Source organism: Streptomyces sp. NPDC043952, from assembly GCF_056435325.1.
The window spans coordinates 250,353-273,103 of sequence record NZ_JBWKES010000009.1 but is presented as its reverse complement, the minus strand read 5'-3'; the positions used below and the strand labels follow the sequence as shown (position 1 = coordinate 273,103).

The window sequence follows — 22,751 nt, the reverse complement described above, 5'->3', positions numbered from 1 at the left end:
TCCACCCCGAAGGGCTTCATCGTTCGACTTGCATGTGTTAAGCACGCCGCCAGCGTTCGTCCTGAGCCAGGATCAAACTCTCCGTGAATGTTTACCGGTAATCCGGTGACACATCAGAGAGCGGAACGGTCGGAGGAATAGTCCGACCGTTCACAGCGTCCTCGCTGTGTTTATTTCAAAGGAACCACGTCCCGATCGTGATGACCGGAGACGGGGTATCAACATATCTGGCGTTGACTTTTGGCACGCTGTTGAGTTCTCAAGGAACGGTCGCTTCCTTCGTACTCACCCTCTCGGGCTTTCCTCCGGGCTTCCCTTCGGTGTTTCAAACTCTATCAGGCTTTTTCCGTCCCTCTGACCACCGTTCCGCGAGCACGCGAAAGGAGATCCAGAGTAAGGATCCGACGAGTTTGTTTTCCGTTCGAGCGAGGACACTTTCGCGTCGCTCCGTCCCGAGCAGGAGTACGACTGTACAGGGGGCCCGGAACGGCACGCAAATCCGCCGGGTTGGTGGTCTAGACCACTAGCTGCTAGCTTTCATCCGGAACCGCCACTTCCAATGACATACCCTGCTGCTCAGGCCCGCGAGCAGCTCCACTTCTGGGAGGCTCCCATGACCACCGTGACGTCCCCTCTCGCCGGACGTGCCATCGGACTGGCCGCCGTGCCGGACCCCGTCTTCTCCGGGGCGATGGTCGGCCCCGGCACCGCGATCGACCCGGAGCGTGAGCCCTCCGAGGCCGTGTCGCCCGTGGACGGTGTGATCGTTTCCCTGCACCCGCACGCCTTCGTCGTGGTCGACGACAGCGGGCACGGCGTGCTCACCCACCTCGGCATCGACACCGTGCAGCTCAACGGCGAGGGCTTCGAGCTGCTCGTGAACAAGGGCGACACCGTGACCCGCGGCCAGGCCATCGTGCGCTGGAACCCCGCGGCGGTCGAGGAGGCCGGCAAGTCCCCGGTGTGCCCCGTCGTCGCCCTGGAGGCCACGGCCGACGCCCTCTCCGAGGTCCGCGAGAGCGGTGCCGTGGCGGTCGGCGCCGACCTCTTCTCCTGGAACTGACACACGTGCCGTCGTAGCGGACGGCGTACAGGACGACCACCGCGGCGGCGGGGCCCGCCGCACTATCCGGAGACGGGTGAGATGGAGACAACGCTGCGAGGCGTCGGCGTGAGCCATGGCGTGGCGATCGGCGAGGTGCGGCACATGGGCACGGCGGTGCTGGAGCCGCCGGCCAAGCAGATCCCGGCGCAGGAGGCGGGGCGCGAGCAGGGCCGCGCCCGTCAGGCGGTCGACGCCGTGGCCGCCGATCTCATGGCGCGCGGCAATCTGGCCGGCGGCGAGGCCCAGGCGGTGCTCGAGGCGCAGGCCATGATGGCCCAGGACCCCGAGCTGATGGCGGATGTGGACCGGCGGATCGCCGTCGGCAGCACGGCCGAGCGCGCGGTGTACGACGCGTTCGCGGCATACCGGGAGCTGCTGGCCGGAGCGGGCGAGTACCTGGCCGGCCGGGTGGCCGACCTCGACGACGTGCGCAACCGTATCGTCGCCCGGCTGCTGGGTGTGCCCATGCCGGGTGTCCCGGACAGCGACCACCCCTATGTACTGGTGGCGCGGGACCTGGCGCCCGCCGACACGGCGCTGCTCGACCCCTCCCTCGTGCTCGGCTTCGTGACCGAGGAGGGCGGGCCCACCAGTCACAGCGCGATCCTGGCGCGGGCGCTCGGGGTGCCGGCCGTGGTGGCGCTGCCCGGCGCGGTCGAGCTGGGCGAGGGCACGGTGGTCGCGGTGGACGGCAGCACGGGCGAGGTGTTCGTGGACCCGGACGAGGAGCGCAAGGCGCGGCTGACGGCGGCGGCCGCCGAGCGCCGGGCCGCGCTGGCCGCCTCGACCGGGCCGGGTGTGACGGCGGACGGTCACAAGGTGCCGCTGCTGGCCAATGTGGGCGGTCCGGCGGATGTGCCGGCGGCGGTGGCGGCCGGGGCTGAGGGTGTCGGTCTGTTCCGTACCGAGTTCCTGTTCCTGGACGACAGTGAGCACGCTCCTTCCGAGGAGAAGCAGATCGCGGCGTACCGGCAGGTGCTGGAGGCGTTCCCCGAGGGCCGGGTGGTCGTACGGGTGCTGGACGCGGGCGCGGACAAGCCGCTGGCGTTCCTGACCCCGGCGGACGAGCCGAACCCGGCGCTGGGCGTGCGGGGGCTGCGGACGCTGCTGGACCATCCCGAGGTGCTGCGCACCCAGCTGACGGCGCTGGCGAAGGCCGCCGAGGGGCTGCCCGTCCACCTTGAGGTGATGGCGCCCATGGTGGCGGACCGCGCGGACGCGAAGGCGTTCGCGGACGCCTGCCGTGCGGCGGGGCTGCGGGCGAAGTTCGGGGCCATGGTGGAGATCCCGTCGGCGGCGCTGCGGGCGCGGTCGATCCTCCAGGAGGTCGAGTTCCTGTCGCTGGGCACGAACGACCTCGCGCAGTACACGTTCGCGGCGGACCGGCAGGTGGGCGCGGTGTCGCGGTTGCAGGATCCGTGGCAGCCGGCGCTGCTCGACCTGGTCGCGCTGTCCGCGGAGGCGGCCCGTGCCGAGGGCAAGAGCTGTGGTGTGTGCGGTGAGGCGGCGTCCGATCCGCTGCTGGCGTGTGTGCTGACCGGTCTGGGTGTCACCTCCTTGTCCATGGGTGCGGCGTCGCTGCCGTATGTCCGGGCGACGCTGGCGAAGTTCACGCTGGCGCAGTGCGAGCGGGCCGCGGCGGCGGCGCGGGCGGCGGACAGTGCCGAGGAGGCGCGGAGCGCGGCTCAGGGCGTGCTGTCCGGCGAGTAGTCACCGGGCGCCCGACGGCCGGGTGTTCAGGGGCGTCCCGCCTTCGGGTGGGGCGCCCCTGACGCGTTCCAGACGGGTCCCGGACGTGTCAGTGGCACCGTCCCTTCGTCGCGTACCCGGTCGTCCGCTCCGGTGTTCCGCTCCGGTGTTCCGCCCCGGTCAGTGGCGGTGGTCCGCTCCGCTGCTCTCCTCCCCCAGGTCCGGTGGTGCGCAGTAGTCGACGCCCGGTTCCGGGGCGATGAGGTCGCCGGACTCGGCGTCGGTGCAGTAGGCGTCGAACACCTCGGCCGCGGTGAGCGGTTCGAGGGCGCCGGCGCGCAGCCGCCAGCCGTGGACCCGGTCGGCGGTGCCGGGAGCGCTGGTGCGCAGGACGAGTCCGCCGGGGCTGCGGGTGGCGAGGCCGAGGGCGAGGACGCTGGTGAACTCCAGGGCCTCGGCCTCGTCCAGGCGGGTGGCGCCGCGGGCGTCCTCCTCGCCATGCAGGACGGAGACGAGGGTTTCCGGTGCGCCCGAGACGGTGCACACGAGGTGCCGCTCGCCGGGCGGGGCGGTGTCGAGGATGCGGACCACGAGGTCGGAGGCGCGGGTGAAGGCGGCCCGGCCGATGTCCTCGCCGCAGGTGGGGCAGGGGCCGAGGCGGGTCAGCAGGGTGGTGGCGTACTCCCAGGTGGCCCGGCGTACGGCCGCGTCGACGAGGGTGGGGACCAGCGCGGCGAGCGGGCCGCCGTCGTAGGGGACGGTAGGGCCGGTGGCGGCGAGTTCCGCGGTGAACCGGGTGCGGCTCGCGGGCAGGTCGGGGTCCAGGCCGGTCTCGGCGCAGTAGGTGGCGTAGTCCTCGGGGTCGAACAGGGCGAGGGTGGTGTGGCCGCCGTACGCGGCGCGGTTCTTCAGGACCTCCTCGACCTGGCGGAGGTAGGTCGGGTGGTCGTCGAAGGTGAAGCTGCGGTAGCGCCGCATGGCGCGGAAGTCGTGTTCGTCGGCGAGCAGGCCGATGGTGCCGGCGATCTCGCGGCGCAGGACGCTGCGCATGGTCCGTTCGTCGGTGTGCGCCATGTTTCCCCCATGTGTGCGCGGTGATCAATGCTCACTCACCGTAACGGCCAGCACTGACAATGCCGGGAGAGGCCGCCTTGACCTGCGGGTTTACCGGACACGGGTCGGCCCCGGACGACAGGGGGTCCGGGGCCGTTCGGATGGAGGCGCGTCAGCCGCGCTTGCGGGCCAGTTCCTCGTAGAAGGCGAGCAGCGTGAGGTCGTCGATGGAGCCGGGGTTGACCGCCTTCTCCAGCGGGGTGCCCTGGAGGAGGCGCTTGACCGGGACCTCGATGCGCTTGCCGGTGAGGGTGTGCGGGACGCCGGGCACCTCGATGATCTCGTCGGGGATGTGGCGCGGCGAGAGCTGTTCGCGGATGGCCCGCTTGATCTTGTCGAGCAGCGCGTCGTCCAGCTCGGCGCCGGGTGCGAGGTGCACGAACAGCGGCATCCAGTAGCCGCCGTCGGGCTGTTCGATGCCGATGACCAGGGATTCCCTGATCTCGGGCAGGCGCTCGACCACCTCGTAGATGTCGGCGGAGCCCATGCGGACGCCCTGCCGGTTGAGGGTGGAGTCGGAGCGGCCGTGGATGATCACGGTGCCGCGCGAGGTGAGGGTGATCCAGTCGCCGTGGCGCCAGACGCCGGGGTAGGTGTCGAAGTAGCTGTCGTGGTACCGGCTGCCGTCGGGGTCGTTCCAGAAGCGGATCGGCATGGACGGCATGGGCTTGGTGACGACGAGTTCGCCCACCTCGTCCACGAGGGGCTTGCCCGCGGGGTCCCAGGCCTGGAGGTCGGTGCCGAGGGCGGCGGCCTGGAGTTCGCCGGTGTGGACGGGCAGGGTGGGGACGCCGCCCGCGAAGCAGGAGCAGACGTCGGTGCCGCCGCTGACGGAGGCGATCCACAGGTCCTCGCGGACCTCGTCGTGCAGCCAGCGGAAGCCGTCGGGCGGCAGCGGGGAGCCGGTGGTGGCGACGCACTTGACGCGGGAGACGTCGTAGTCGCGGGACGGGTGGACGCCGGCCTTGCGGCAGGCCATGACGTAGGCGGCGGAGGTGCCGTAGAGGGTGGCTCCGGTGCGTTCGGCGACCTTCCACTGGGCGCCGGTGTCGGGGTAGCCGGGGCTGCCGTCGTACAGGATGATCGTCGTACCCGTGAGCAGGCCGGAGACGAGGAAGTTCCACATCATCCAGCCGGTCGAGGTGTACCAGAAGAAGCGGTCCTCGGGGCCGAGGTCGCAGTGCAGGCCCAGCTGCTTGAGGTGTTCGACCAGGATACCGCCCTGGGACTGGACGATGGCCTTGGGCAGGCCGGTCGTGCCGGAGGAGTAGAGCACCCACAGCGGGTGGTCGAAGGGGACCTGTTCGAAGACGGGCGCGGTGTCGCCGGACGTCACGGCGGACCATTCGAGGGCACCCTCGGGGGCCTCGGTGCCGAGCAGCGGGATGTGCACGACGGCGCGCAGGGTGGGCAGTTCGCGGCGGAGTTCGGCGACGGTCGCGCGGCGGTCGTGCTCCTTGCCGCCGTAGCGGTAGCCGTCGACGGTGAACAGGACGACGGGTTCGACCTGCTGGAAGCGGTCGAGGACGCTGCGGGCGCCGAAGTCGGGGGCGCAGGAGGTCCATACGGCGCCGACGGCCGCGGTGGCGAGCAGGGCGACGACGGCCTGCGGGATGTTGGGCAGGTAGCCGCTGACGCGGTCGCCGGGGCGGACGCCGAGGGCGCGCAGTTCGGCGGCGAGGGAGCCGACCTGGCCGCGCAGTTCGGCCCAGGTGACGGGGCGCGGTTCGTGGGTCTCGTCCACGTGCAGCAGCGCGGGCTTGTCGGGGCGGTCCGCGGCGGCGCGCAGGGCGTGTTCGGCGTAGTTGAGGGTGGCGCCGGGGAACCACTGGGCGCCGGGCATCGTGCGGTCGCCGAGCACCTGGGTGTACGGGGTGGAGAAGCGGACGTCGAACCACTCGGTGACGGCCTTCCAGAAGGCGTCCAGGTGGTCGACGGACCAGCGGTGCAGCGCCGCGTAGCCGCCGTCGGCCGGGGCCCCGTGGTGGGCGGCGGCCCACGCCTGGAACGCGGTGATGCGTGCCTGGGCGATCCGCGTGGGATCGGGCTGCCAGAGCGGCTGGGGGTTCGCGGTCGACATGGGCGGCTCCCGGACTGTACGCGTCGTGTGCGTCGGTCCGCGCACGGCTGGGTGTGCGCGTGACGCGGGCTGACAGGGACGATGCCATGTGATCGACTTCCACACCAGGGTGAGCTTCATATCATCCGTGCGGTGAAACGGCGGGTCCGGCAGAGGTGAACGGAAATTGAACGGCACGCCCGTCGGGGGCGCTCGGTGGCAGGGTGAGCAGCATGGACGGTCGTGACCTGGTGCGTTCGATGCGTGTGATCGGTTCGGGACGGGCTGCGCGGGGGGTGCGGGCGGCGTGGCGCAGACGGCGGATCGACGCCGCCGGGCTGCCCCGGCGGGGTGCGGAGCGGGCGCGGGTGCCGGGGCGGGTGGAGAGCGTGGAGCCGGGGCCCGGCGGCGGGGTGATCCGGTTCAGCCGCTCGGAGCTGCGGGTCACGGTCGCGGTGAACGGCGCGGTGTTCTGGGGCTGGGACGGGGCGGCGCCGCAGCCGTCGTACGCGCTGGCGGGCAGCGGCCCGGAGCCGGATCCGCGGGCGGTCCTGGAGCCGGACAAGGACGGCGGCTGGCGGGTGGTGGCCGAGCGGGTGACGGTCGTCGTCTCCCGGCACGGCGCGGTGCAGGTGTGCACGCCGGGCGGTGTGGTGCTGCGCCGGGAGCTGCCGCCGCGCTGGTGGGAGCCGGTCGGCGGGGGCGACGCGCGGTGGATGCAGCGCTCGGAGGTGGCGGCGGACGCCCGGTTCTTCGGGCTCGGCGGGCGCGCGTCGGGGCCGCGGCTGCGCGACGGGTCGTACCGGCTGTGGAACACCGATCCCGGCGGTGCGTTCGGACCGGATGACGATCCGCTGTATCTGACAATGCCGGTGCAGCTGGTGGTGGCGGACGCGGGGACGCACCTGATGTTCTACGACAGCACGTGGGACGGCACGGTGGTGCTGCGCGAGGGCGAGGAGGGCGCGGGGTCCGGGCACGACCGGGCGGGGCGCTGCGAGCTGCGGATGGACGGCGGGCCGCTGCGCTGCTGGGTGATGGTGGGCCCGCCGGCGCGCGTGCTGCTCACCTGGGCCTCGCTGACGGGGGCGCCCGCGCTGCCGCCCGCCTGGGCGCTCGGTCACCAGCACGCGCGGTGGGGGTTCGGGGGCGAGCAGGAGGTGCGCCGGATCGTGGCGGGCTATCAGGAGCGCGGGCTGCCCCTGGACGCCGTCCATCTGGACATCGACCACTACGACGGGCACCGGGTGTTCACGGTCGACCGGGAGCGGTTCCCGAAGCTGCCGGTGCTCGCGGAGGAGCTGCGCCGGGACGGGATCCGGCTGGTGTCGGTGGTCGATCCGGCGGTGCAGGCGGCGCCGGGCGACGCGGTGTACGACGGCGGTACGGCGGTGGACGCGTTCGTGCGGGACGCCTCGGGGCGGCCGGTGCGGGGGGTGGCGTGGGCCGGTGAGTCCGTGTACCCGGACTTCACTGATCCGCGGGTGCGCCGGTGGTGGGGCGGGCTGTACGAGGATCGGCTGGAGCAGGGGTTCGCGGGGTTCTGGCACGACAGGAACGAGCCGGTGTCCTTCAACGCCTTCGGCGAGCCGACGCTGCCGCGCTCGGCCCGGCACGCGCTGGAGGGGCGCGGCGGGGATCATCGCGAGGCGCACAACGTGTACGGGCTGTGCATGGCGCGCGCGGGCTACGAGGGGCTGCGCGAACTCGCGCCCGAGCAGCGGCCGTTCGTGTTCTCGCGGTCGGGCTGGGCGGGGATGCAGCGCTACGGCGGCACGTGGTCGGGCGGTGTGGCGACGGGCTGGCCGGGGCTGCGGGCGTCCCTGTCGCTGGTGCTGGGGCTCGGCCTGTGCGGGGTGCCGTACTCGGGCCCGGATGTCGGTGGCTTCGACGGCAGCCCGGCACCGGAGTTGTACCTGCGGTGGTTTCAACTCGGGGCGTATCTGCCGCTGTTCCGCACGCACGCGAGTCCTCGGGCCGGGCGGCGTGAGCCGTGGGAGTTCGGGCCCGAGGTGCTGGAGCACGCGCGGGCGGCGCTGCTCGAACGCCGGCGGCTGCTGCCGTACTTCGTGACGCTCGCCCATCTGGCCCGGCGCACCGGCGCGCCCTATGTCCGGCCGGTGTGGTGGAGCGCACCGGAGGACCGGGCCCTGCGCGACTGCGAGGACACGTTTCTGCTGGGTGACAGCCTGCTGGTGGCGCCGGTGCTGGAACCGGGCGCGGAGCGGCGGGTGGTGCGGCTGCCGCGGGGGCGGTGGTACGACACGGTGACGGAACGGGCGTACGAGGGCCCCGCCCGGGTCCTGGTGGACGCGCCGCTGTCCCGGATACCGGTGTTCGCCCGAGCGGGCGCGGTGGTGCCGGTGCGGGGCGACCAGGGCCTCGAACTGGAGACCTGGGCGCCGGCCCCCGGCCGGACCGGGGGCGGTCTGGTGATCCGGGACGCGGGCGACGGCTGGGACATACCGGAGATGGAGCGGTATGCGGCGCGGTGGGAGGGTGAGGAGGTGGTGGTGACTCGGGAGGAGGAGACCGGGGCGGGTGCGCCGGAGTGGCCGGTGCGGGTGAGGGGGTTGGGGTAGGCGGGATGGGGTGACGGTGTGGGGGCTCGGGCGCGGTGAGTCGGGGGGCGCGCCGTGTGAGTCGGGTGCGTGAGGTGGTGGGGGGTGCCCGGCAGGGCCGGGTGAGGCGCGCGTGCGGGTGGCCGGGGGCTGCGTCAGGGGCGTGGGGGCCGCCTGAGCCGGGCACGTGGGGATGCCCGGCTCGGGTGGTCGGTCAGTAGCGGCCCTCGAACCAGGCGCGGACGGCGACGCTGTGGAGGGGGAAGGCGAGGTCCGCGGGGCGGCGCAGGAGGTGCCAGCCCTCGGTCTCGGGGGTGGGGCCGGACGGGGGGAGGGCGTCGGCCGGGCGTTCGGGGAGGAGGCCGAAGAGGAGCAGGTGGCCGTCGGGGGCGCTCATGGCGTCGACGAGGCGGACGTCGCGGGCGGCGGCGTCGATGCCGGTCTCCTCCTTGAGTTCGCGGACGACGGCCTGCTTCCAGTCCTCACGGTCGTCCACGTAGCCGCCGGGCAGGGCGGTGCCGCCGCGGGCGGGGGCGACGGTACGGGTGATGACGACCAGGGCGGTGCCCTCGGTGTCGTATACGGGCTGGAGCGCGATCGCCACGGGCAGCGGGTTGCGGTAGGCGACGGTGCCGCAGGACGGGCAGGTGCGCGGCCAGCCGGTGACGCCCTCTCCATAGGGCACCCCGCAGGCGGAACAGTGCGATCCCGGCGCGGAGTTGGCAGTTGATTGCTGATTTTCGGACACGCGCGGACTGTATCCGATCACGGGAACGACGTCTTCCGTAAGCGGTGTTGTCCGGTACGGGCACGGTTCGGTCCGTTTTCCGTCGGCCGTGGGCTACGTCCTCGGCTCTTGCTCCGGTGAGCGGCGAAGCGTCCGGGACTCGCGAAGGGCTCGATGCCGCCGGGCAACTGAGCGCGGTCCGCCGCCGGGAGGCCGTAGCCGTCGGCGAGGATCCGCAGCCGTGCGGGCGCGTCCAGTCCGGTGGGGTGGAGGGCGGCCGCGGATACGGGATCGAGCATGGGCACCCAGTAGCGGGCGGTCATCGCGATGTCCCAGAGGGGGCGGCCCGGAGCCGCCAGGTCGCGGGGCCGCTCGGCGCGGGTGTCGACCGCGACGGCCGCGCTGGTCTCATGCAGCCGCCGCAGCAGGTTTCCCACCGATGCGAGGGCGGAGTTCGTCATCGCCCAGTTCGGGAAGGGCGGCAGGGGCACGTCGCCGGGGATGAAGGTCAGTTGCTCACGGCCGTCCGCGGTGAGACCGACAGGAGTGGGGGCCGCGTCGAAGCCGTGCTCCTTCAACGCATGCAGGTGGGCGTGCAGGGCGTGTGCGTTGCGCGGCGCCGGGCGCTCGACCAGCGCACCGCGGCGCACGACCGCCCCCGCGTTCGCCATCCCGCCGGCCAGCGCCTCGCCCTCAGCCGTCATGCCGAGCACGCTACCGCGGGACCGACCTCGCACGCCCATCCGGCCTTCCGGATCGACGACGTGGGATTCCGCGTCGCGCGGTCCGCACCGGCCCTGTCGGCCGTGGCCGTCTCACTCGGAAACGATCGGCGAGTCCTGGGCCTGCCGGTCCAGTTCGCCGCTGATCGCGTCCCGCAGCGCATCGTGTCGCGGGCCGAGCCTGAACCGCTCGTCACTCCACCGGTCACGCGGATACAGCCACACCGGCCTGCCCACCAGCTCGGCCGGCTCCCATTCGAATCGCGGCCAGACATGGGCATGCAAGAACGGGTCCGTGTTGCCGAGGATCTCCAGGTTGACCCGGCGGAAGCCGGGGTCCAGCCGCCGGCAGGCCCGCTCGACCGCTTCTCCGAGCCGGTCCATGTCCGACAGGAACGACAGTCGCTTGGCCCTGGGCAGGTCGGACAGCCGTTGCACATCCGGGTCGTCCGCGAGGAGAACCGAGTATCCGGGCAGGAACTGAACGTCGCCGATCACCGCGAAGCCGGACTCGAACCGCCGCAACACCGTCGGATTCCGGCCCCGCAGAGCAGACCCGATCCGGTCCATTCGCCAGTCACCGGTCATGGCCCGAGACTACCCGCAGGTGATCAGGACCTGGTCTTCGCTCTCCCCACCACGCAGGTTTTCGGGCGCCGTTTGCTTCCACGCTCTGTGATCGGTCCGGAATGCTGTGTGAACGTCTCATGAACTGAGCCTGGCGGCACGCGTGCGGCGCCATCATGCTGGCGTGCACTCCTGGACGGACACTCTCCGCTTCGCCTTCCAGCCGCTGGTCAACCTGAGGACGGGCGCGGTCGCCGCACTGGAGGCATTCGCCCGCCCGGAGACCGGTGACATCCTGGCCGAGGCCCGCCGTGACCCCGATCTGGACGGCGCGCTGGCCGTGCTGGCGTTGCGCGCGGCCATGCACCGGGAGCGGCTGCTGCCCCTGCACGTGAACGTGTTCGCGGCCACGCTCGCCGACCTCGGCGGCCTCACCCCGCTGCACGACGCGGTGCGCGCGGCGGGGCGGGGGCCCTGGGAGGTGACGCTGGACGTCGTACCGCCGTACACGCATGTGCCGCACCGGGCGTTGCTGGAAGCGGTAGCGGCGCTGCGGGAGCAGGGGTTCCGGATCAGCGCGGACGGGGTCGGGGACGGCGATGTGCCGCTGCGGCTGCTCACCGACCTCTGTCCCGACCTGGTCAAACTGGACGCCTCGCTGCTGACCCGGCCGGCCGCGGTACGGGCGATGCGCACGCTGTGCGAGGAGCTGGCCGCCCTGGTCGTGGTGGAGGGGGTGGAGACCGAGGGGCAGTACGCGGCGGCGGTGTCGGCGGGGGCGCAACTGGCGCAGGGCGAGCTGTTCGCGCCGCCGGCCCGGATCCCCGCGGCGCACGTCTATGTGCCGTCCCCCTCCCCCGCCGCGCCCTGCGTGCCCGCGACCGGGCCGTCGGTGCGGCAGTTCGTGCGCCCGGCCGCCTTACTGCCGTCGAACGCGTCGGCGGGGCAGGTGCGGGCCCTGCTGACCGGCTCGCCGGACGTCTCCGGGGTGCTGCTGGTGGACCCGGCGGGCAGGCCGGTGCGGTCGGTGCACCGCTCGCGGTTCCTGCTGTCGATGTCCGGGCGCTACGGGCACGCGCTGTACGCCGACCGTCCCGCCGCGCGGCTCGGGGACGCCCCGCGCACGGTCGGAGTGGACGCCACCGCCTGGGAGGTGCTGGACGTGGTGGCGATCGGCGGCCGGGACCGCACCAGCGACGATGTGGCGGTGATCGACCCGCACGGGCGGTGCGTGGGGGTCGTACGGCTCGCGGATCTGGTGCGGGCGCTGGCCGAGAGCCGGGTGGAGGAGGCGGCCGGGCTCAATCCGCTGACCAGGCTGCCGGGTTCGGACGCGATCACCGGTGAGGTGGACCGGTGGATCGCGGCCGGGCGGCCGTTCGCGCTGAGCTGGCTGGACATCGACCACTTCAAGAAGGTGAACGACGGGGCCGGGTTCGCCGCCGGCGACGAGCTGATCCGGTCGGTGGGGCGGGCGCTGGCGCAGGCGGTCGCCGGGCAGGCGCGGGTGGGGCACATCGGCGGGGACGACTTCCTGGTGCTGGCCGACGAGGAGACGCTCGGGCCGCTGGTCGCGGCGGTGCTGGACGCGCCCTGGTCGGCGGGCGGGCGGCCGGTCACGCTGTCGCTGGCGACCGTGGTGTGCGGGCCGGGCAGCGTGCACGACCACCGCCAGGCCGCCGCCCAGCTGGCCCCGCTGAAGCAGGCGGCCAAGGCGCTCGGCGGGGCGAGCTGGGTGCTCGGCCGCGCGGGGCTCGCCGGCCACGAGGTGCGGCGGGGTGGCGGGGCGGTGGCCGCGGTGCGGGCGGCGGCCGTCGAGGCTCGGTGAGGAACGACCGCCGCCGGCAAGAGACTTGGGCCGGCCCGTGGCTCAGCTGCCGACCGGCTGGCGGTGCGCGGCCGAGTACCGCATGGCGTGCTGGATGAGGTCGATGAGCACGTCCTTGGCCGACTCCCGGTCGCGGGCGTCGCAGAGCAGCACGGGCACTCCGGGATCCAGGTCGAGCGCCTGGCGGACCGAGTCGGCAGGGTAACGGGCGGCGCCGTCGAAGCAGTTGACGGCGACCAGGAAGGGGATGGAGCGCCGCTCGAAGTAGTCGACGGCGGCGAAGCAGTCCTCCAGGCGGCGGGTGTCGGCGAGCACGACGGCGCCGAGCGCGCCCTCGGACAGCTCGTCCCACATGAACCAGAACCGCTCCTGTCCGGGCGTGCCGAACAGGTACAGCACCAGGTCCTCGCGCAGGGTGATCCGGCCGAAGTCCATGGCCACGGTGGTGGTGCTCTTGGCCTCCACCCCGCTGGTGTCGTCGACCGGGCGCCCGGCCTCGGTCAGCTGCTCCTCGGTGCGCAGCGGCCGGATCTCGCTGATCGCGCCGACCAGGGTGGTCTTGCCCACCCCGAAGCCGCCCGCCACCAGGATCTTGAGCGTGACGGGCTCGACCGGGGAATCGCCGTGCTCAGTACGCCCGAGGACCATCGTTCACTTCTCCTGCTTGCCGGGGTTCGGGCGACGGGCGGCCGTAGCCGCCGCCACCGGGGGTTTCGATGACGAGTACGTCGCCGGGGCCGACGTTCGCAAAGCCGCTGCCGCCGAGATCGGTGACGCTGCCGTCCGCCCGCTCGACCCGGCCTGCACCGAGCGCGCCGGGGGCGCCGCCCGCCATGCCGTACGGGGGCACGCGGCGGTGCTGGGAGAGGGTGGAGACGGTCATGGGTTCCAGGAAGCGGATCCGGCGCAGCGCGCCGTCGCCGCCGCGCCAGGTGCCGGCGCCGCCGCTGCCCCGGCGGACGGCGAACTCCTCCAGGCGGACGGGCAGCCGCCACTCCAGGATCTCGGGGTCGGTGAGCCGGGAGTTGGTCATATGGGTCTGCACGACGTCGGCGCCGGGGAAGCCGTCGCCCGCGCCGGACCCGGAGGCGACGGTCTCGTAGTACTGGTGGCGTTCGTTGCCGAAGGTGACGTTGTTCATCGTGCCGGAGCCCTCGGCCTGGACGCCGAGGGCGGCGTACAGGGCGCCGGTGATGGCCTGGGAGGTCTCCACGTTGCCCGCGACGACGGCGGCGGGCGGCTCGGGGGCGAGCAGGGAGCCGGGCGGTACGACGATGTCCAGGGGGCGCAGGCAGCCGTCGTTGAGCGGGATGTCGTCGGCGACGAGGGTGCGGAAGACGTACAGGACGGCCGCGTTGACGACGGCGAGGGGCGCGTTGAAGTTGGTGGGGAGCTGCCCGGAGGTGCCGGTGAAGTCGATGGTGGCGCGGCGCTCGGCCCGGTCGACGCGGACCTGGACGCGGATGACGGCGCCGGAGTCGGTCTCGTAGGCGTACGCCCCGTCGTCCAGGGCGTCGATGACGCGGCGGACGGATTCCTCCGCGTTGTCCTGGACGTGCCGCATGTATGCCTGTACGACGTCGAGGCCGAACTCGCCGATCATGCGGCGGACTTCGTCGGCGCCCTTCTGGTTGGCGGCGATCTGGGCGCGCAGGTCGGCGAGGTTGGTGCGGGGGTTGCGGGAGGGGTGGGTGGCCTCGGTGAGCAGGCGCCGGGTCTCCTCCTCGCGGAAGCGGCCCCCCTCGGTGAGCGGCCAGTTGTCGAAGAGGACGCCCTCCTCCTCGATGGTGCGGCTGTGGGCGGGCATGGAGCCGGGGGCGATGCCGCCGATCTCGGCGTGGTGGCCGCGGGAGGCGACGTAGAAGAGGATCCGGGGCTCGCGCTCCGTGTCCGCCGGGGCGTCGGTGTCGAACACCGGGGTGATCACGGTGACGTCGGGCAGGTGGGTGCCGCCGTGGTACGGGTCGTTGACGGCGTAGGTGTCGCCCGGCCGCATCGAGGCGCCCCGGCGGCGGATGACCTCCTTGACGCTGGTGCCCATGGAGCCCAGGTGGACGGGGATGTGGGGGGCGTTGGCCACCAGGTTGCCGTCCGGGTCGAACAGGGCGCAGGAGAAGTCGAGGCGTTCCTTGATGTTGACGGACTGGGCGGTGGACTCCAGCCGGGCGCCCATCTGTTCGGCGATCGACATGAAGAGGTTGTTGAAGACCTCCAGGAGCACCGGATCGGCTTCCGTGCTCGGCCGGGAACTCCGCGTGACGGCGGTGCGTTCCATGAGCAGATGCCCGTCGTCGGTGGCGGAGGCCCGCCAGCCGTCGTCCACGACGGTCGTCGCACCGGCCTCGGTGATGATCGCCGGGCCGGTGACGGTCTCGCCGGGAGGAAGGGCCTCGCGGCGGTGCAGGGGTACGTCGCGCCAGGAGCCGCCGGTGTGCAGGCGGACGGTCCCGGCCGCGGCGGTCCGTCCCTCGTACGGCGCGAGGGCGGTCAGATCGGGGGGTTGGGTGATGCCGGTGGCCTCGACGGAGAGGGCTTCCACGACGATCGGACGGTCGAGGGTGAAGGAGTAGGTGGCGCGATGGCGCTGTTCGAACGCGCCGCGCATGGCGTCGGGTTCGGCCAGTTCGACGGTGAGGGCGGTGTCGGTGCCGTCGTAGCGGAGCTGGGCGCGGTGGGTGACCCGGATGCGGTCCTCGGGGACGTCCTCGGCCAGGAGTTCGGCGCGGGCGGCGGCTTCCAGGCATGCGGCGGCCTCGCGGATGCCGGGCATGGCGGCCTGCTCCAGGGGGGCCTCGACGGACTGTTCGCGCATGGCGGTGGTGTCGGCGAGGCCGATGCCGAGCGCGGAGAGGACCCCGGCCATGGGGGGTACGAGGACGGTGCGGATGCCGAGCGACTCGGCGACCCGGCAGGCGTGCTGGCCGCCCGCGCCGCCGAAGGTGGTCAGCGCGTAGCGAGTGACGTCGTGGCCCTTCTGGACGGAGATCCGCTTGATCGCGTTGGCGATGTCGGCGACGGCGATGTCCACATAGCCCTCGGCCACCTGCTCGGGGGTGCGGTCGTCGCCGGTGGCGCGGTGGATCTCGCGGGCGAGGCCGGTGAACCGGTCGCGGACGAGAGCGGCGTCCAGCCGCTGGTCGCCGCCGGGCCCGAACACGGCCGGGAAGTGGGCGGGTTGGATCCGGCCGAGCATCACATTGGCGTCGGTGACGGTGAGCGGGCCCCCGGCCCGGTAGCAGGCGGGGCCGGGGGTGGCACCGGCCGAGTCGGGGCCGACGCGGTAGCGGGAGCCGTCGAAGTGGAGCACGGAGCCGCCGCCCGCGGCCACGGTGTGGATGTCGAGCATCGGCGCGCGCAGCCGCACCCCCGCGACCTGCGTGTCGAAGACCCGCTCATAGGCGCCGGCGAAGTGCGAGACGTCGGTGGAGGTGCCGCCCATGTCGAAGCCGATGACCCGGTCGTAGCCCGCGCGCTGGGACATCCGGGCCATGCCCACGATGCCGCCGGCCGGTCCGGACAGGACGGCGTCCTTGCCGCGGAACTGTCCCGCCTCGGTGAGCCCGCCGTTGGACTGCATGAACATCAGCCGCACCCCGCGCAGTTCGCCGGCCACCTGGCGGACATGGCGGTGCAGCACGGGTGAGAGGTAGGCGTCGGCCACGGCGGTATCGCCGCGCGGGACCAGCTTCATCAGCGGGCTGACCTCGCTGGACAGCGAGATCTGCGGGAAGCCGGTGCGGGCGGCGAGTTCACCGATGGCGCGTTCGTGGGCGGGGTGCAGGTGGCTGTGCAGGCAGACGACGGCGACGGCGCGGATCCCGTCGTCGTACGCCTGCTGGAGGGCGGGCGCGAGCGCGTCCAGGTCGGGGGCGCGCAGCACGGTGCCGTCGGCGGCGATGCGTTCGTCGGCCTCGATCACGCGGGCGTAGAGCGGTTCGGGCAGCTCGATGCGGCGGGCGAAGATGCGCGGCCGGTTCTGGTAGGCGATGCGCAGGGCGTCGCGGAAGCCGCGGGTGATGACGAGGAGGGTGGGTTCGCCGGTGCGTTCCAGGAGCGCGTTGGTGGCGACGGTGGTGCCCATGCGGACGGCCTCGACGGGCTCCGGGGAGTCGCCGAGGAGGGCGCGGATGCCGGTGACGGCGGCGTCGGGCGCGGGGCGGTGGTCGTGCCGGCCGGTTCCGGGGCCGGGCTCGGGGCTCGCCGGGTGGTCGGAGAGGACCTTGTGCGTGAGCAGGCGGCCGTCCGGGCGACGCGCGACGATGTCGGTGAAGGTGCCGCCTCGGTCGACCCAGAACTGCCAGCCTGTCACGTCAGTACTCCGCTTCCGCGCCGGTCACAGCGCCCGCAGGCCGTTGATCACGTCGCGCAGAATACTCTCGTCCGGCAGCTCGGCCGGGGGCACCGGCCGGGTGACATGGACGAGTTCCGCGTGCACGAGGTCGCCGACGAGGACCCGGACGACGCCGATGGGCAGGTCGAGTTCCGCGGCCAGTTCGGCGACCGACTGCGGGGTGCCGCGGCACAGGTCCACGATGTCCACGTGCTCGGGCGAGAGCGTCGGATCCGTCTCCGGGTCCCCGGCGGCGGGCTCCGTGACGACCACCGCGATCAGATCGAGGCGGTGCTGGGCCGTACTGGTGGTACGGCCGCGCGTCATGGCGTAGGGGCGGACGACCGGTCCGGCGTCGTCGTCGAACCAGTGGCTGCTCACCTGACCGTCTTCGCTCATGTCATCCCACTACCCGCCCGTGGGCAGGCCCGTGCGCGGGGCGGTGCCGAGGTGCACACCGACCCGCTTGACCAGGAGCGTCATCTCGTAGGCGACCTGGCCGACGTCGGAGTCGGCGTCGGACAGGACGGCCAGGCAGCTGCCGTCGCCCGCGGCGGTGACGAACAGGAAGGCGTCCTCCAGTTCGACGACGGTCTGGCGGACGCCGCCTGCGTCGAAGTGGCGGCCCACGCCCTTGGCGAGGCTGTGGAAGCCGGAGGCCACGGCGGCCAGGTGTTCGCCGTCCTCTCGGGTCAGGTCCTTGGACACGCCGGTGGGCAGTCCGTCGCCGGAGAGAATGACGGCCTTGCGGATGCTGGCGACGCGGTCGACCAGGTCGTCCAGGAGCCAGTTCAGCTCCCCGTTGCCCGTCGCCGTGTGGTCGGTCGCCTTCGGTGCGGTCATCGACCGTCCCCCTTAGTGGTTCCTTGTGCTGTGCCGGTGCGGGCAGTCTCGCCCGTGGCATTCTCCTCCCGGCCGCGCTGCCAGCCGCGCTGGAGCGAGGCCATCCGGCTGCGGACCTCGTCGGCGTCCCGGTCGGCGGGCGCTTCGGTGCGCCCGGACCGCCGTTCGGGGTCCTGCCTGAGCTGGGGGGCGAGGCTGGCCTGCCGCACACGCCGGGGCAGGGCGCCATCGCCGGGCCCGGCGGCGGGGTCGCCGTCGCGGGGGGTGCGGATGGGGCCGCCGGCGCGGGATGTACGGGCGGGGTCGCCGTCGCGGGGGGTATCGGCGGGGCCGCCGAGGGCGTCCGGGCCGTCGGGGGCGCTCGCGGCGGGGCGGGTGCGCCGGGGTAGTGCGGGGGTGCCGGGGCGGGTGGGGCCGGTGGTCTCGCCGGGAGTGGTGGGCGAGGCGGGGCCAGTGGACGTGGCCGGGGGCGTCTCTCCCGCCCCGGCGCGGTCGGCCGGTTCCGCCGGGCGCAGGGCGGCCGTCGTCCGGCGCGGCAGGGGGGCCGGGCCGCCCTGGCGCGGCTCGCGGTCGGCGCGCTGGGGCTCGCGGTCGGAACCGTACGCGTCCCGGTCGGGGCCGTGCGCCTCGCCGTCGTACCCCTTGCGACCCGAGCCGTGCGCGGCTCCGGCGGCGGGGTCCGGGCCCGCCGGGTCGCGGCGGTGGGGGCGCTGGTCGGTGACCGGCCTGCCGTGCGAGCTGACCAGCTTGGGCGTCTGGCGGCGCGGCAGCGGCACGAGTCCGGGCGCGCCGGTCTCCGCCCCCGCCGGGCGCTCGTCCCCCGGTTCCCGCGCGGGGCCGTCGCCCCGGCTCAGGGCGCGGCGGTGGCGGAAGATCCCGCCGCGCTCGCTGTCCTCGTCCGGCAGGGCGCCGGGGAAGTCGTCCAGGGCGTCGAGGTCGACGGGCGCCTCCAGTTCCACCGGGCCGTCCAGGACGCTGGTGGGCAGGCCGGGCAGCGCCGCGCGGGAACCGCCCGAGGCGCGTCCGGAGTTCTTCGCCGTGCGCTCCCTGTCGAGGCGGAAGCCGATGCCGTTGGTGTCCGGGACCTCGTCGCTGAGCAGCGCGTCGGGGATGAAGACGATCGCGGTGGTGCCGCCGTAGGGCGAGGGCTGGAGGGAGACGCGGACGTTCTGGCGCTGGGCGAGGCGGCTGACCACGAACAGGCCGAGCCGGTCGGTGTCGGAGAGCTCGAACTCCGGGGTCTCGGCGAGGCGCAGGTTGTTGTCCAGCAGCGCCTCGGGGGTCATGCCGAGTCCCCGGTCGTGTATCTCCAGGGTGAAGCCGTTGGCGACCCGCTCGCCGATGACCTGGACGGCGGTGTGCGGGGGCGAGAACACCGTGGCGTTCTCCAGGAGTTCGGCCACGAGGTGGGTGAGGTCGGCGACGGCCGGGCCGGTCACGGCGACCCTGGGCAGCCGCCGTACCTCGACCCGTTCATAGTCCTCGACCTCGGCGACGGCGGCGCGGACCACGTCCATCAGCTGCACCGGGCGGCGCCACTGCCGGGAGGGCGCCGCGCCGGAGAGGATCACCAGGCCCTCGGCGTGCCGGCGCATCCGGGTGGTGAGGTGGTCCAGGCGGAAGAGGTCGGCGAGTTCGTCGGTGTCCTCGGTGCGGCGTTCCATGGTGTCGAGCAGGGTGAGCTGCTTGTGCAGCAGCACCTGGCTGCGGCGGGCGAGGTTGACGAAGACCTCGGAGACGCCGGCGCGCAGTTCGGACTGCTTGACGGCGGCCTCGACGGCGGCGCGCTGAAGGGTGTTGAGGGCCTGTCCGACCTCGCCTATCTCGTTCTTGTCGTACTCCAAACGCGGCACCTCGGTCTCCACGTCGACCTTTTCGCCGGCCGACAGGCGGCGCATCACGCCGGGCAGCCGGACGCCGGACGCCTCGTGCGCCTCCAGGCGCAGCCGGCGCAGGTCGCGGATGAGGCCGCGGCCGATCCGGACGGACAGGACGAGGGAGAAGACCACGGCGATCAGACCGAGCAGGCCCGCGACGACGCCCTGCGCGATGACCCGCATGGCGACGGGGTGCATACGGTCCTGGAAGCGGTCGCCCGCCTGGTCGTCCAGGGTGCCGAGGTCGGCCAGGGCGCTTCCCGCGGCGGAGTCCCAGCCCTTGGCGGTGACCCCGCCGGGGGTGCCGGAGCCGTGCTCGATGACGGACTCCTCGGCCGAACGCAGCGGGGCGGTACCGGCGTTGTCCCAGAACCGTTCGTAGCGCTCGCGTTCGGCCGCGGGCAGCAGCGGCAGGCTGATGTCGTACAGCAGGGTGCGCTGGGCGACGAGGTCGGAGATCTGGCGGATCTCCTCGCGGGTGAGCCGGCCCACCACGAGGGAGGAGCCGAGCAGGGCGTCCTCGCGGGAGAGCAGTTCGCGGGCGCGGGTGAGGTTGACCAGGGCGTGCGCCTGCTGGTCCATCTCGACGTCGTCGATGCCGTCGAGACCGGCGAGCAGCGCGTAACAGGGGTCGATCAGGCGGTCGTAGAGGTCGAGTGCCTGGGCGCGGCTGATGGTGCCGCCCTCGACGCTGTGGCGCAGCGAGTCCAGGCCGCTGAAGGCGTCCAGGACGGCGGTGAGGTGTTCCCCGCCCCGAGTACCGAGGGCGTGGCGCAGATGGCGCCGCTGCGCGTTCTCGCGGACCTTCGCGATCGCACGGTCGCTGGCGGTGCGGGTGCGCTGGAGCGCCGACAGGGAGTCGGAGGCGCGTGGGTCGGCGAGGTAGACGAGGGTCTGGCGGCGCTCCTGTTCGAGGACGTTGACGGTGTCCTCGGTGGGGTAGCCGATGTTCTGCATGACATCGGACACCCGGAAGAGCTGGGCCACGTCACGGCCGGTGACGACCGTGGCGAAACCCCAGATGGCGGTCAGCGACAGCAGCGGCACGAGAAGCAGCGCCACGATCTTCCGGCGGATCGACTTCCCGCGAAAGCGCATGGCCTCCCCCAGCTCGACCCCCGGCCGGGGGTGCGCATGTGCGTCAACAAACGGCGCGAGCCTACTACCGCCCTCCAGGGAACTCGAAGGCGTGTCCGGAAGGTGAACTTCCGTAGCGGCGGCGGTGCGGGGCGAGTTGTCCGGGCATTGCGGGAGATTGCCACCGCGATCCGGCGGGTACTCCGGAGCCGGACGGCAGGACGGGGATCGGTGGTTGGCTGGAATTTTTCCCAAGGCGGGAATCTTCGTGGCGTGTTGTTCGTCCTTCTCCATGGGAGTCGGGGGCGGATCGGGCCAGGGAAGCCCCGCCTCGCACCCCGGCCGCGTAAATCCGCGCATGCCGGGCAGCTAGTGGGGAGTCGGGGCTTCGGGTACCGGGGCGAGGGGTCCTTGGGCGGTGGGGAGTGAGTGACACGGTGAAGGGCACTGCGGAGCGGTACGGGATACAGCAGGACCGCCGGCCGTTGTGGGTCGAGGAGCCCGCGCGGCGGCATCCGCTGCCCGATCCGGTGCGGACGGCGGCGGTGCGCGCGCTGATCATCATCGCGGTCACGCTGATAGAGGCGATGGTGGCGTTCCTGTGCACCATGGCCGAGTCCTGGCCGGCGTTCCCCCTGGTGATCAGCAGTGTGCTGAGCACCGTGGTGGCCACCTGGGCCGTGGTCGACGTCTGGGTCACCCGCCAGGTGTGGAACCAGCGGTACGGCGTGATCTCCGAGCCCAGCAGCACGGCCCGCGCGCTGCGCCGCGAGCGCCGGGCGCGCCGGCGCGCGGAGCGGCGGGCGCTGCGGGAGCAGGAACGGATACGGCGGCGGGGCGGCGCGGGGCAGCTCTCGCACCCCTGAGCCGGACCGCGAGCCGCCCCCGTCCGGTGGACCCGCCGGCCCACCGGCTTGATTCGGCCACTTCGGTACGATGGCGTTGCGTATGGCGCGGGCATGAGCGCCCTGCGCAACAGATTCCGGACCGGCCGACAGGTGGTGGGAGCCGAGCCATGGCCCACGCGCGCAAGCAGCAGACGGCCGGGGCGGTGCAGTCGGTGGACCGCGCCGTGAGCGTGCTGGAGATTCTGGCCCGCGACGGGGAGGCGGGCGTCACCGAGATCGCCACCGAGCTGGACGTGCACAAGTCCACGGCGTTCCGGCTGCTCGGCGTCCTGGAGAACCGGGGCCTGGTCGCACAGGCGAAGGATCGCGGCAAGTACTACCTCGGGGCCGGTGTGCTGCGCCTGGCGGGGGCGGCGGCGGTGCGGCTGGACATCTCCCAGGAGGGCGTGCCGGTGTGCCGGGAGGTCGCCGACGAGCTGGGCGAGACCGTGAACATCGCGGTGCCGGACGAGGACGCCGCCGTCAACATCATGCAGGCCCGCGGCACGGCGTCGGTGGCCGCGCAGAACTGGCTGGGCCGGCGTACCCCGCTGCACGCCACCTCCAGCGGCAAGGTGCTGCTCGCGCATCTGCCGCCCGCCGCGCGCGAGAGCCTGCTGGCGCGGCCCCTGCACCGGTTCACCGAACGCACCGTCACCGACGCCGCGAGACTGCGGGACGAGCTGGCCACCGTGGTCGAGCGGGGCTACGGCGTGACGGTCGAGGAGCTGGAACCGGGTCTCGCCGCGGTGGCCGCGCCGGTGCGGGCGCACGACGGCGAGGTGATCGCGGCGATCAGCGTCTCCGGACCGGTGTACCGGCTGAACCCGGCCCGTCTGGCGGAGACGGCCCGCCGCACGGTCGCGGCGGCGACGGAGCTGTCCCGCCGCATGGGGTACGGCTTCTGAACGGCGGCGGGGAAGCCTGTGCTTCCGGCGGGACCGTATGCCGGCGGGACCGCACGGCGCCGGTGAGGCCGTAATGCCGCCGGTAGGGCGTATGCCCGCCGATAGGACCACATGCCACGGACGAGACCGAAGGCCACCGACGGGGGTGCACGCCGATGACCGGACCGCACGGCGACGGCGAGGCCGTATGCCGCTGGTCAGGCCGTACGCCGACGGTAAAGCCATACGTCGCCGGCAGGGCGTATTCCGCCGATGGGACCACATGCCACGGACGAGACCGCAGGCCGCCGACCGGGGCGCACGCCGACGGCAGGACCGCACGGCACCGGTGAGGGCGTACACCGCTGGTCCGGCCGTACGTCGCCGATCGGGGGCGCACGCCGGTGGCAGGGCCGCGCGGCGCCGGCCTCACATCCCCGGTGGGACCGCACGCCACCGGTAGGACCGGCGCGCCGCCC

General features: G+C 73.2%; 16 protein-coding genes and 1 rRNA gene. 6 read left to right on the top strand and 11 right to left on the bottom strand.

The window, feature by feature from the left end; all coding sequences use genetic code 11:
- A 16S ribosomal RNA gene (locus AC069R_RS14075) occupies positions 1-88 on the bottom strand; the annotation flags it as partial.
- 525 nt (positions 89-613) lie between these two features.
- Between AC069R_RS14075 and AC069R_RS14070 the strand changes: the two genes are divergently transcribed.
- Together AC069R_RS14070 and ptsP are read left to right on the top strand one after the other, a co-directional pair.
- Entirely contained in the window at positions 614-1,063 is a 450-nt protein-coding gene (locus tag AC069R_RS14070) for a PTS sugar transporter subunit IIA (protein ID WP_478767069.1), read from the top strand.
- A gap of 81 nt (positions 1,064-1,144) precedes the next feature.
- Complete coding sequence (ptsP, locus tag AC069R_RS14065) at positions 1,145-2,815, top strand: phosphoenolpyruvate--protein phosphotransferase (protein WP_478767068.1); 1,671 nt, start codon at positions 1,145-1,147, stop codon at positions 2,813-2,815.
- A 159-nt stretch (positions 2,816-2,974) separates the two neighbouring features.
- Here the strand turns inward: ptsP and AC069R_RS14060 are convergent, their stop codons facing one another.
- The gene (locus AC069R_RS14060) at positions 2,975-3,868 is read right to left on the bottom strand and encodes a hypothetical protein (RefSeq protein WP_478767067.1); all 894 of its coding nucleotides are present in this window, start codon (positions 3,866-3,868) and stop codon (positions 2,975-2,977) included.
- 151 nt (positions 3,869-4,019) lie between these two features.
- A complete protein-coding gene (locus AC069R_RS14055) occupies positions 4,020-5,987 on the bottom strand; it encodes an acetoacetate--CoA ligase (protein WP_478767066.1) in 1,968 nt (655 codons plus the stop codon).
- Positions 5,988-6,199: 212 nt separating this feature from the next.
- Between AC069R_RS14055 and AC069R_RS14050 the strand changes: the two genes are divergently transcribed.
- Positions 6,200-8,548, top strand: coding sequence for a glycoside hydrolase family 31 protein (locus AC069R_RS14050; RefSeq protein ID WP_478767065.1), 2,349 nt, complete (start codon positions 6,200-6,202; stop codon positions 8,546-8,548).
- Positions 8,549-8,741: 193 nt separating this feature from the next.
- On the opposite strand, the gene AC069R_RS14045 is transcribed toward AC069R_RS14050, so the two are convergent.
- The 3 genes from AC069R_RS14045 to AC069R_RS14035 all read right to left on the bottom strand — a co-directional run bounded on the left by AC069R_RS14045 (position 8,742) and on the right by AC069R_RS14035 (position 10,564).
- Complete coding sequence (locus tag AC069R_RS14045) at positions 8,742-9,275, bottom strand: NUDIX domain-containing protein (RefSeq protein WP_478767064.1); 534 nt, start codon at positions 9,273-9,275, stop codon at positions 8,742-8,744.
- 17 nt (positions 9,276-9,292) lie between these two features.
- Positions 9,293-9,958 (bottom strand): aminoglycoside phosphotransferase family protein, encoded by a 666-nt coding sequence (locus AC069R_RS14040; protein WP_478767063.1) that lies wholly within the window; start codon positions 9,956-9,958, stop codon positions 9,293-9,295.
- Positions 9,959-10,069: 111 nt separating this feature from the next.
- On the bottom strand, positions 10,070-10,564 hold the full coding sequence (locus tag AC069R_RS14035; protein WP_478767062.1) for a diadenosine tetraphosphate hydrolase: 495 nt from the start codon (positions 10,562-10,564) through the stop codon (positions 10,070-10,072).
- A 163-nt stretch (positions 10,565-10,727) separates the two neighbouring features.
- Between AC069R_RS14035 and AC069R_RS14030 the strand changes: the two genes are divergently transcribed.
- The gene (locus tag AC069R_RS14030; RefSeq protein WP_478767061.1) at positions 10,728-12,371 is read left to right on the top strand and encodes an EAL domain-containing protein; all 1,644 of its coding nucleotides are present in this window, start codon (positions 10,728-10,730) and stop codon (positions 12,369-12,371) included.
- Between the two features lie 42 nt (positions 12,372-12,413).
- Here the strand turns inward: AC069R_RS14030 and AC069R_RS14025 are convergent, their stop codons facing one another.
- The 5 genes from AC069R_RS14025 to AC069R_RS14005 are packed head-to-tail and all read right to left on the bottom strand — an operon-like array spanning position 12,414 to position 20,519.
- A complete protein-coding gene (locus AC069R_RS14025; protein WP_478767060.1) occupies positions 12,414-13,019 on the bottom strand; it encodes a GTP-binding protein in 606 nt (201 codons plus the stop codon).
- Positions 13,000-16,680, bottom strand: coding sequence for a hydantoinase B/oxoprolinase family protein (locus AC069R_RS14020; RefSeq protein WP_478767059.1), 3,681 nt, complete (start codon positions 16,678-16,680; stop codon positions 13,000-13,002). Before AC069R_RS14020 ends, AC069R_RS14025 begins: the two co-directional genes overlap by 20 nt.
- Positions 16,681-16,704: 24 nt before the next feature.
- A complete protein-coding gene (locus tag AC069R_RS14015) occupies positions 16,705-17,100 on the bottom strand; it encodes a DUF742 domain-containing protein (RefSeq protein WP_397987004.1) in 396 nt (131 codons plus the stop codon).
- A gap of 9 nt (positions 17,101-17,109) precedes the next feature.
- On the bottom strand, positions 17,110-17,544 hold the full coding sequence (locus AC069R_RS14010; protein WP_397987002.1) for a roadblock/LC7 domain-containing protein: 435 nt from the start codon (positions 17,542-17,544) through the stop codon (positions 17,110-17,112).
- The gene (locus AC069R_RS14005; protein WP_478767058.1) at positions 17,541-20,519 is read right to left on the bottom strand and encodes a nitrate- and nitrite sensing domain-containing protein; all 2,979 of its coding nucleotides are present in this window, start codon (positions 20,517-20,519) and stop codon (positions 17,541-17,543) included. Before AC069R_RS14005 ends, AC069R_RS14010 begins: the two co-directional genes overlap by 4 nt.
- A 329-nt stretch (positions 20,520-20,848) precedes the next feature.
- Between AC069R_RS14005 and AC069R_RS14000 the strand changes: the two genes are divergently transcribed.
- Both AC069R_RS14000 and AC069R_RS13995 read left to right on the top strand, forming a co-directional pair.
- Positions 20,849-21,364, top strand: a complete 516-nt coding sequence (locus tag AC069R_RS14000; RefSeq protein WP_478767079.1) for a hypothetical protein — start codon at positions 20,849-20,851, stop codon at positions 21,362-21,364.
- A 149-nt stretch (positions 21,365-21,513) separates the two neighbouring features.
- On the top strand, positions 21,514-22,293 hold the full coding sequence (locus tag AC069R_RS13995) for an IclR family transcriptional regulator (protein ID WP_478767057.1): 780 nt from the start codon (positions 21,514-21,516) through the stop codon (positions 22,291-22,293).
- The last annotated feature ends 458 nt before the right edge of the window (positions 22,294-22,751 follow it).

Coding starts and splice junctions, on each gene's coding strand:
- AC069R_RS14035 (WP_478767062.1), bottom strand. CDS start 10,564: ATGACCGGTGACTGGCGAATGGACCGGATCGGGTCTGCTCTGCGGGGC.
- AC069R_RS14040 (WP_478767063.1), bottom strand. CDS start 9,958: ATGACGGCTGAGGGCGAGGCGCTGGCCGGCGGGATGGCGAACGCGGGG.
- AC069R_RS13995 (WP_478767057.1), top strand. CDS start 21,514: ATGGCCCACGCGCGCAAGCAGCAGACGGCCGGGGCGGTGCAGTCGGTG.
- AC069R_RS14050 (WP_478767065.1), top strand. CDS start 6,200: ATGGACGGTCGTGACCTGGTGCGTTCGATGCGTGTGATCGGTTCGGGA.
- AC069R_RS14055 (WP_478767066.1), bottom strand. CDS start 5,987: ATGTCGACCGCGAACCCCCAGCCGCTCTGGCAGCCCGATCCCACGCGG.
- AC069R_RS14005 (WP_478767058.1), bottom strand. CDS start 20,519: ATGCGCTTTCGCGGGAAGTCGATCCGCCGGAAGATCGTGGCGCTGCTT.
- AC069R_RS14070 (WP_478767069.1), top strand. CDS start 614: ATGACCACCGTGACGTCCCCTCTCGCCGGACGTGCCATCGGACTGGCC.
- ptsP (WP_478767068.1), top strand. CDS start 1,145: ATGGAGACAACGCTGCGAGGCGTCGGCGTGAGCCATGGCGTGGCGATC.
- AC069R_RS14060 (WP_478767067.1), bottom strand. CDS start 3,868: ATGGCGCACACCGACGAACGGACCATGCGCAGCGTCCTGCGCCGCGAG.
- AC069R_RS14025 (WP_478767060.1), bottom strand. CDS start 13,019: ATGGTCCTCGGGCGTACTGAGCACGGCGATTCCCCGGTCGAGCCCGTC.
- AC069R_RS14010 (WP_397987002.1), bottom strand. CDS start 17,544: ATGACCGCACCGAAGGCGACCGACCACACGGCGACGGGCAACGGGGAG.
- AC069R_RS14015 (WP_397987004.1), bottom strand. CDS start 17,100: ATGAGCGAAGACGGTCAGGTGAGCAGCCACTGGTTCGACGACGACGCC.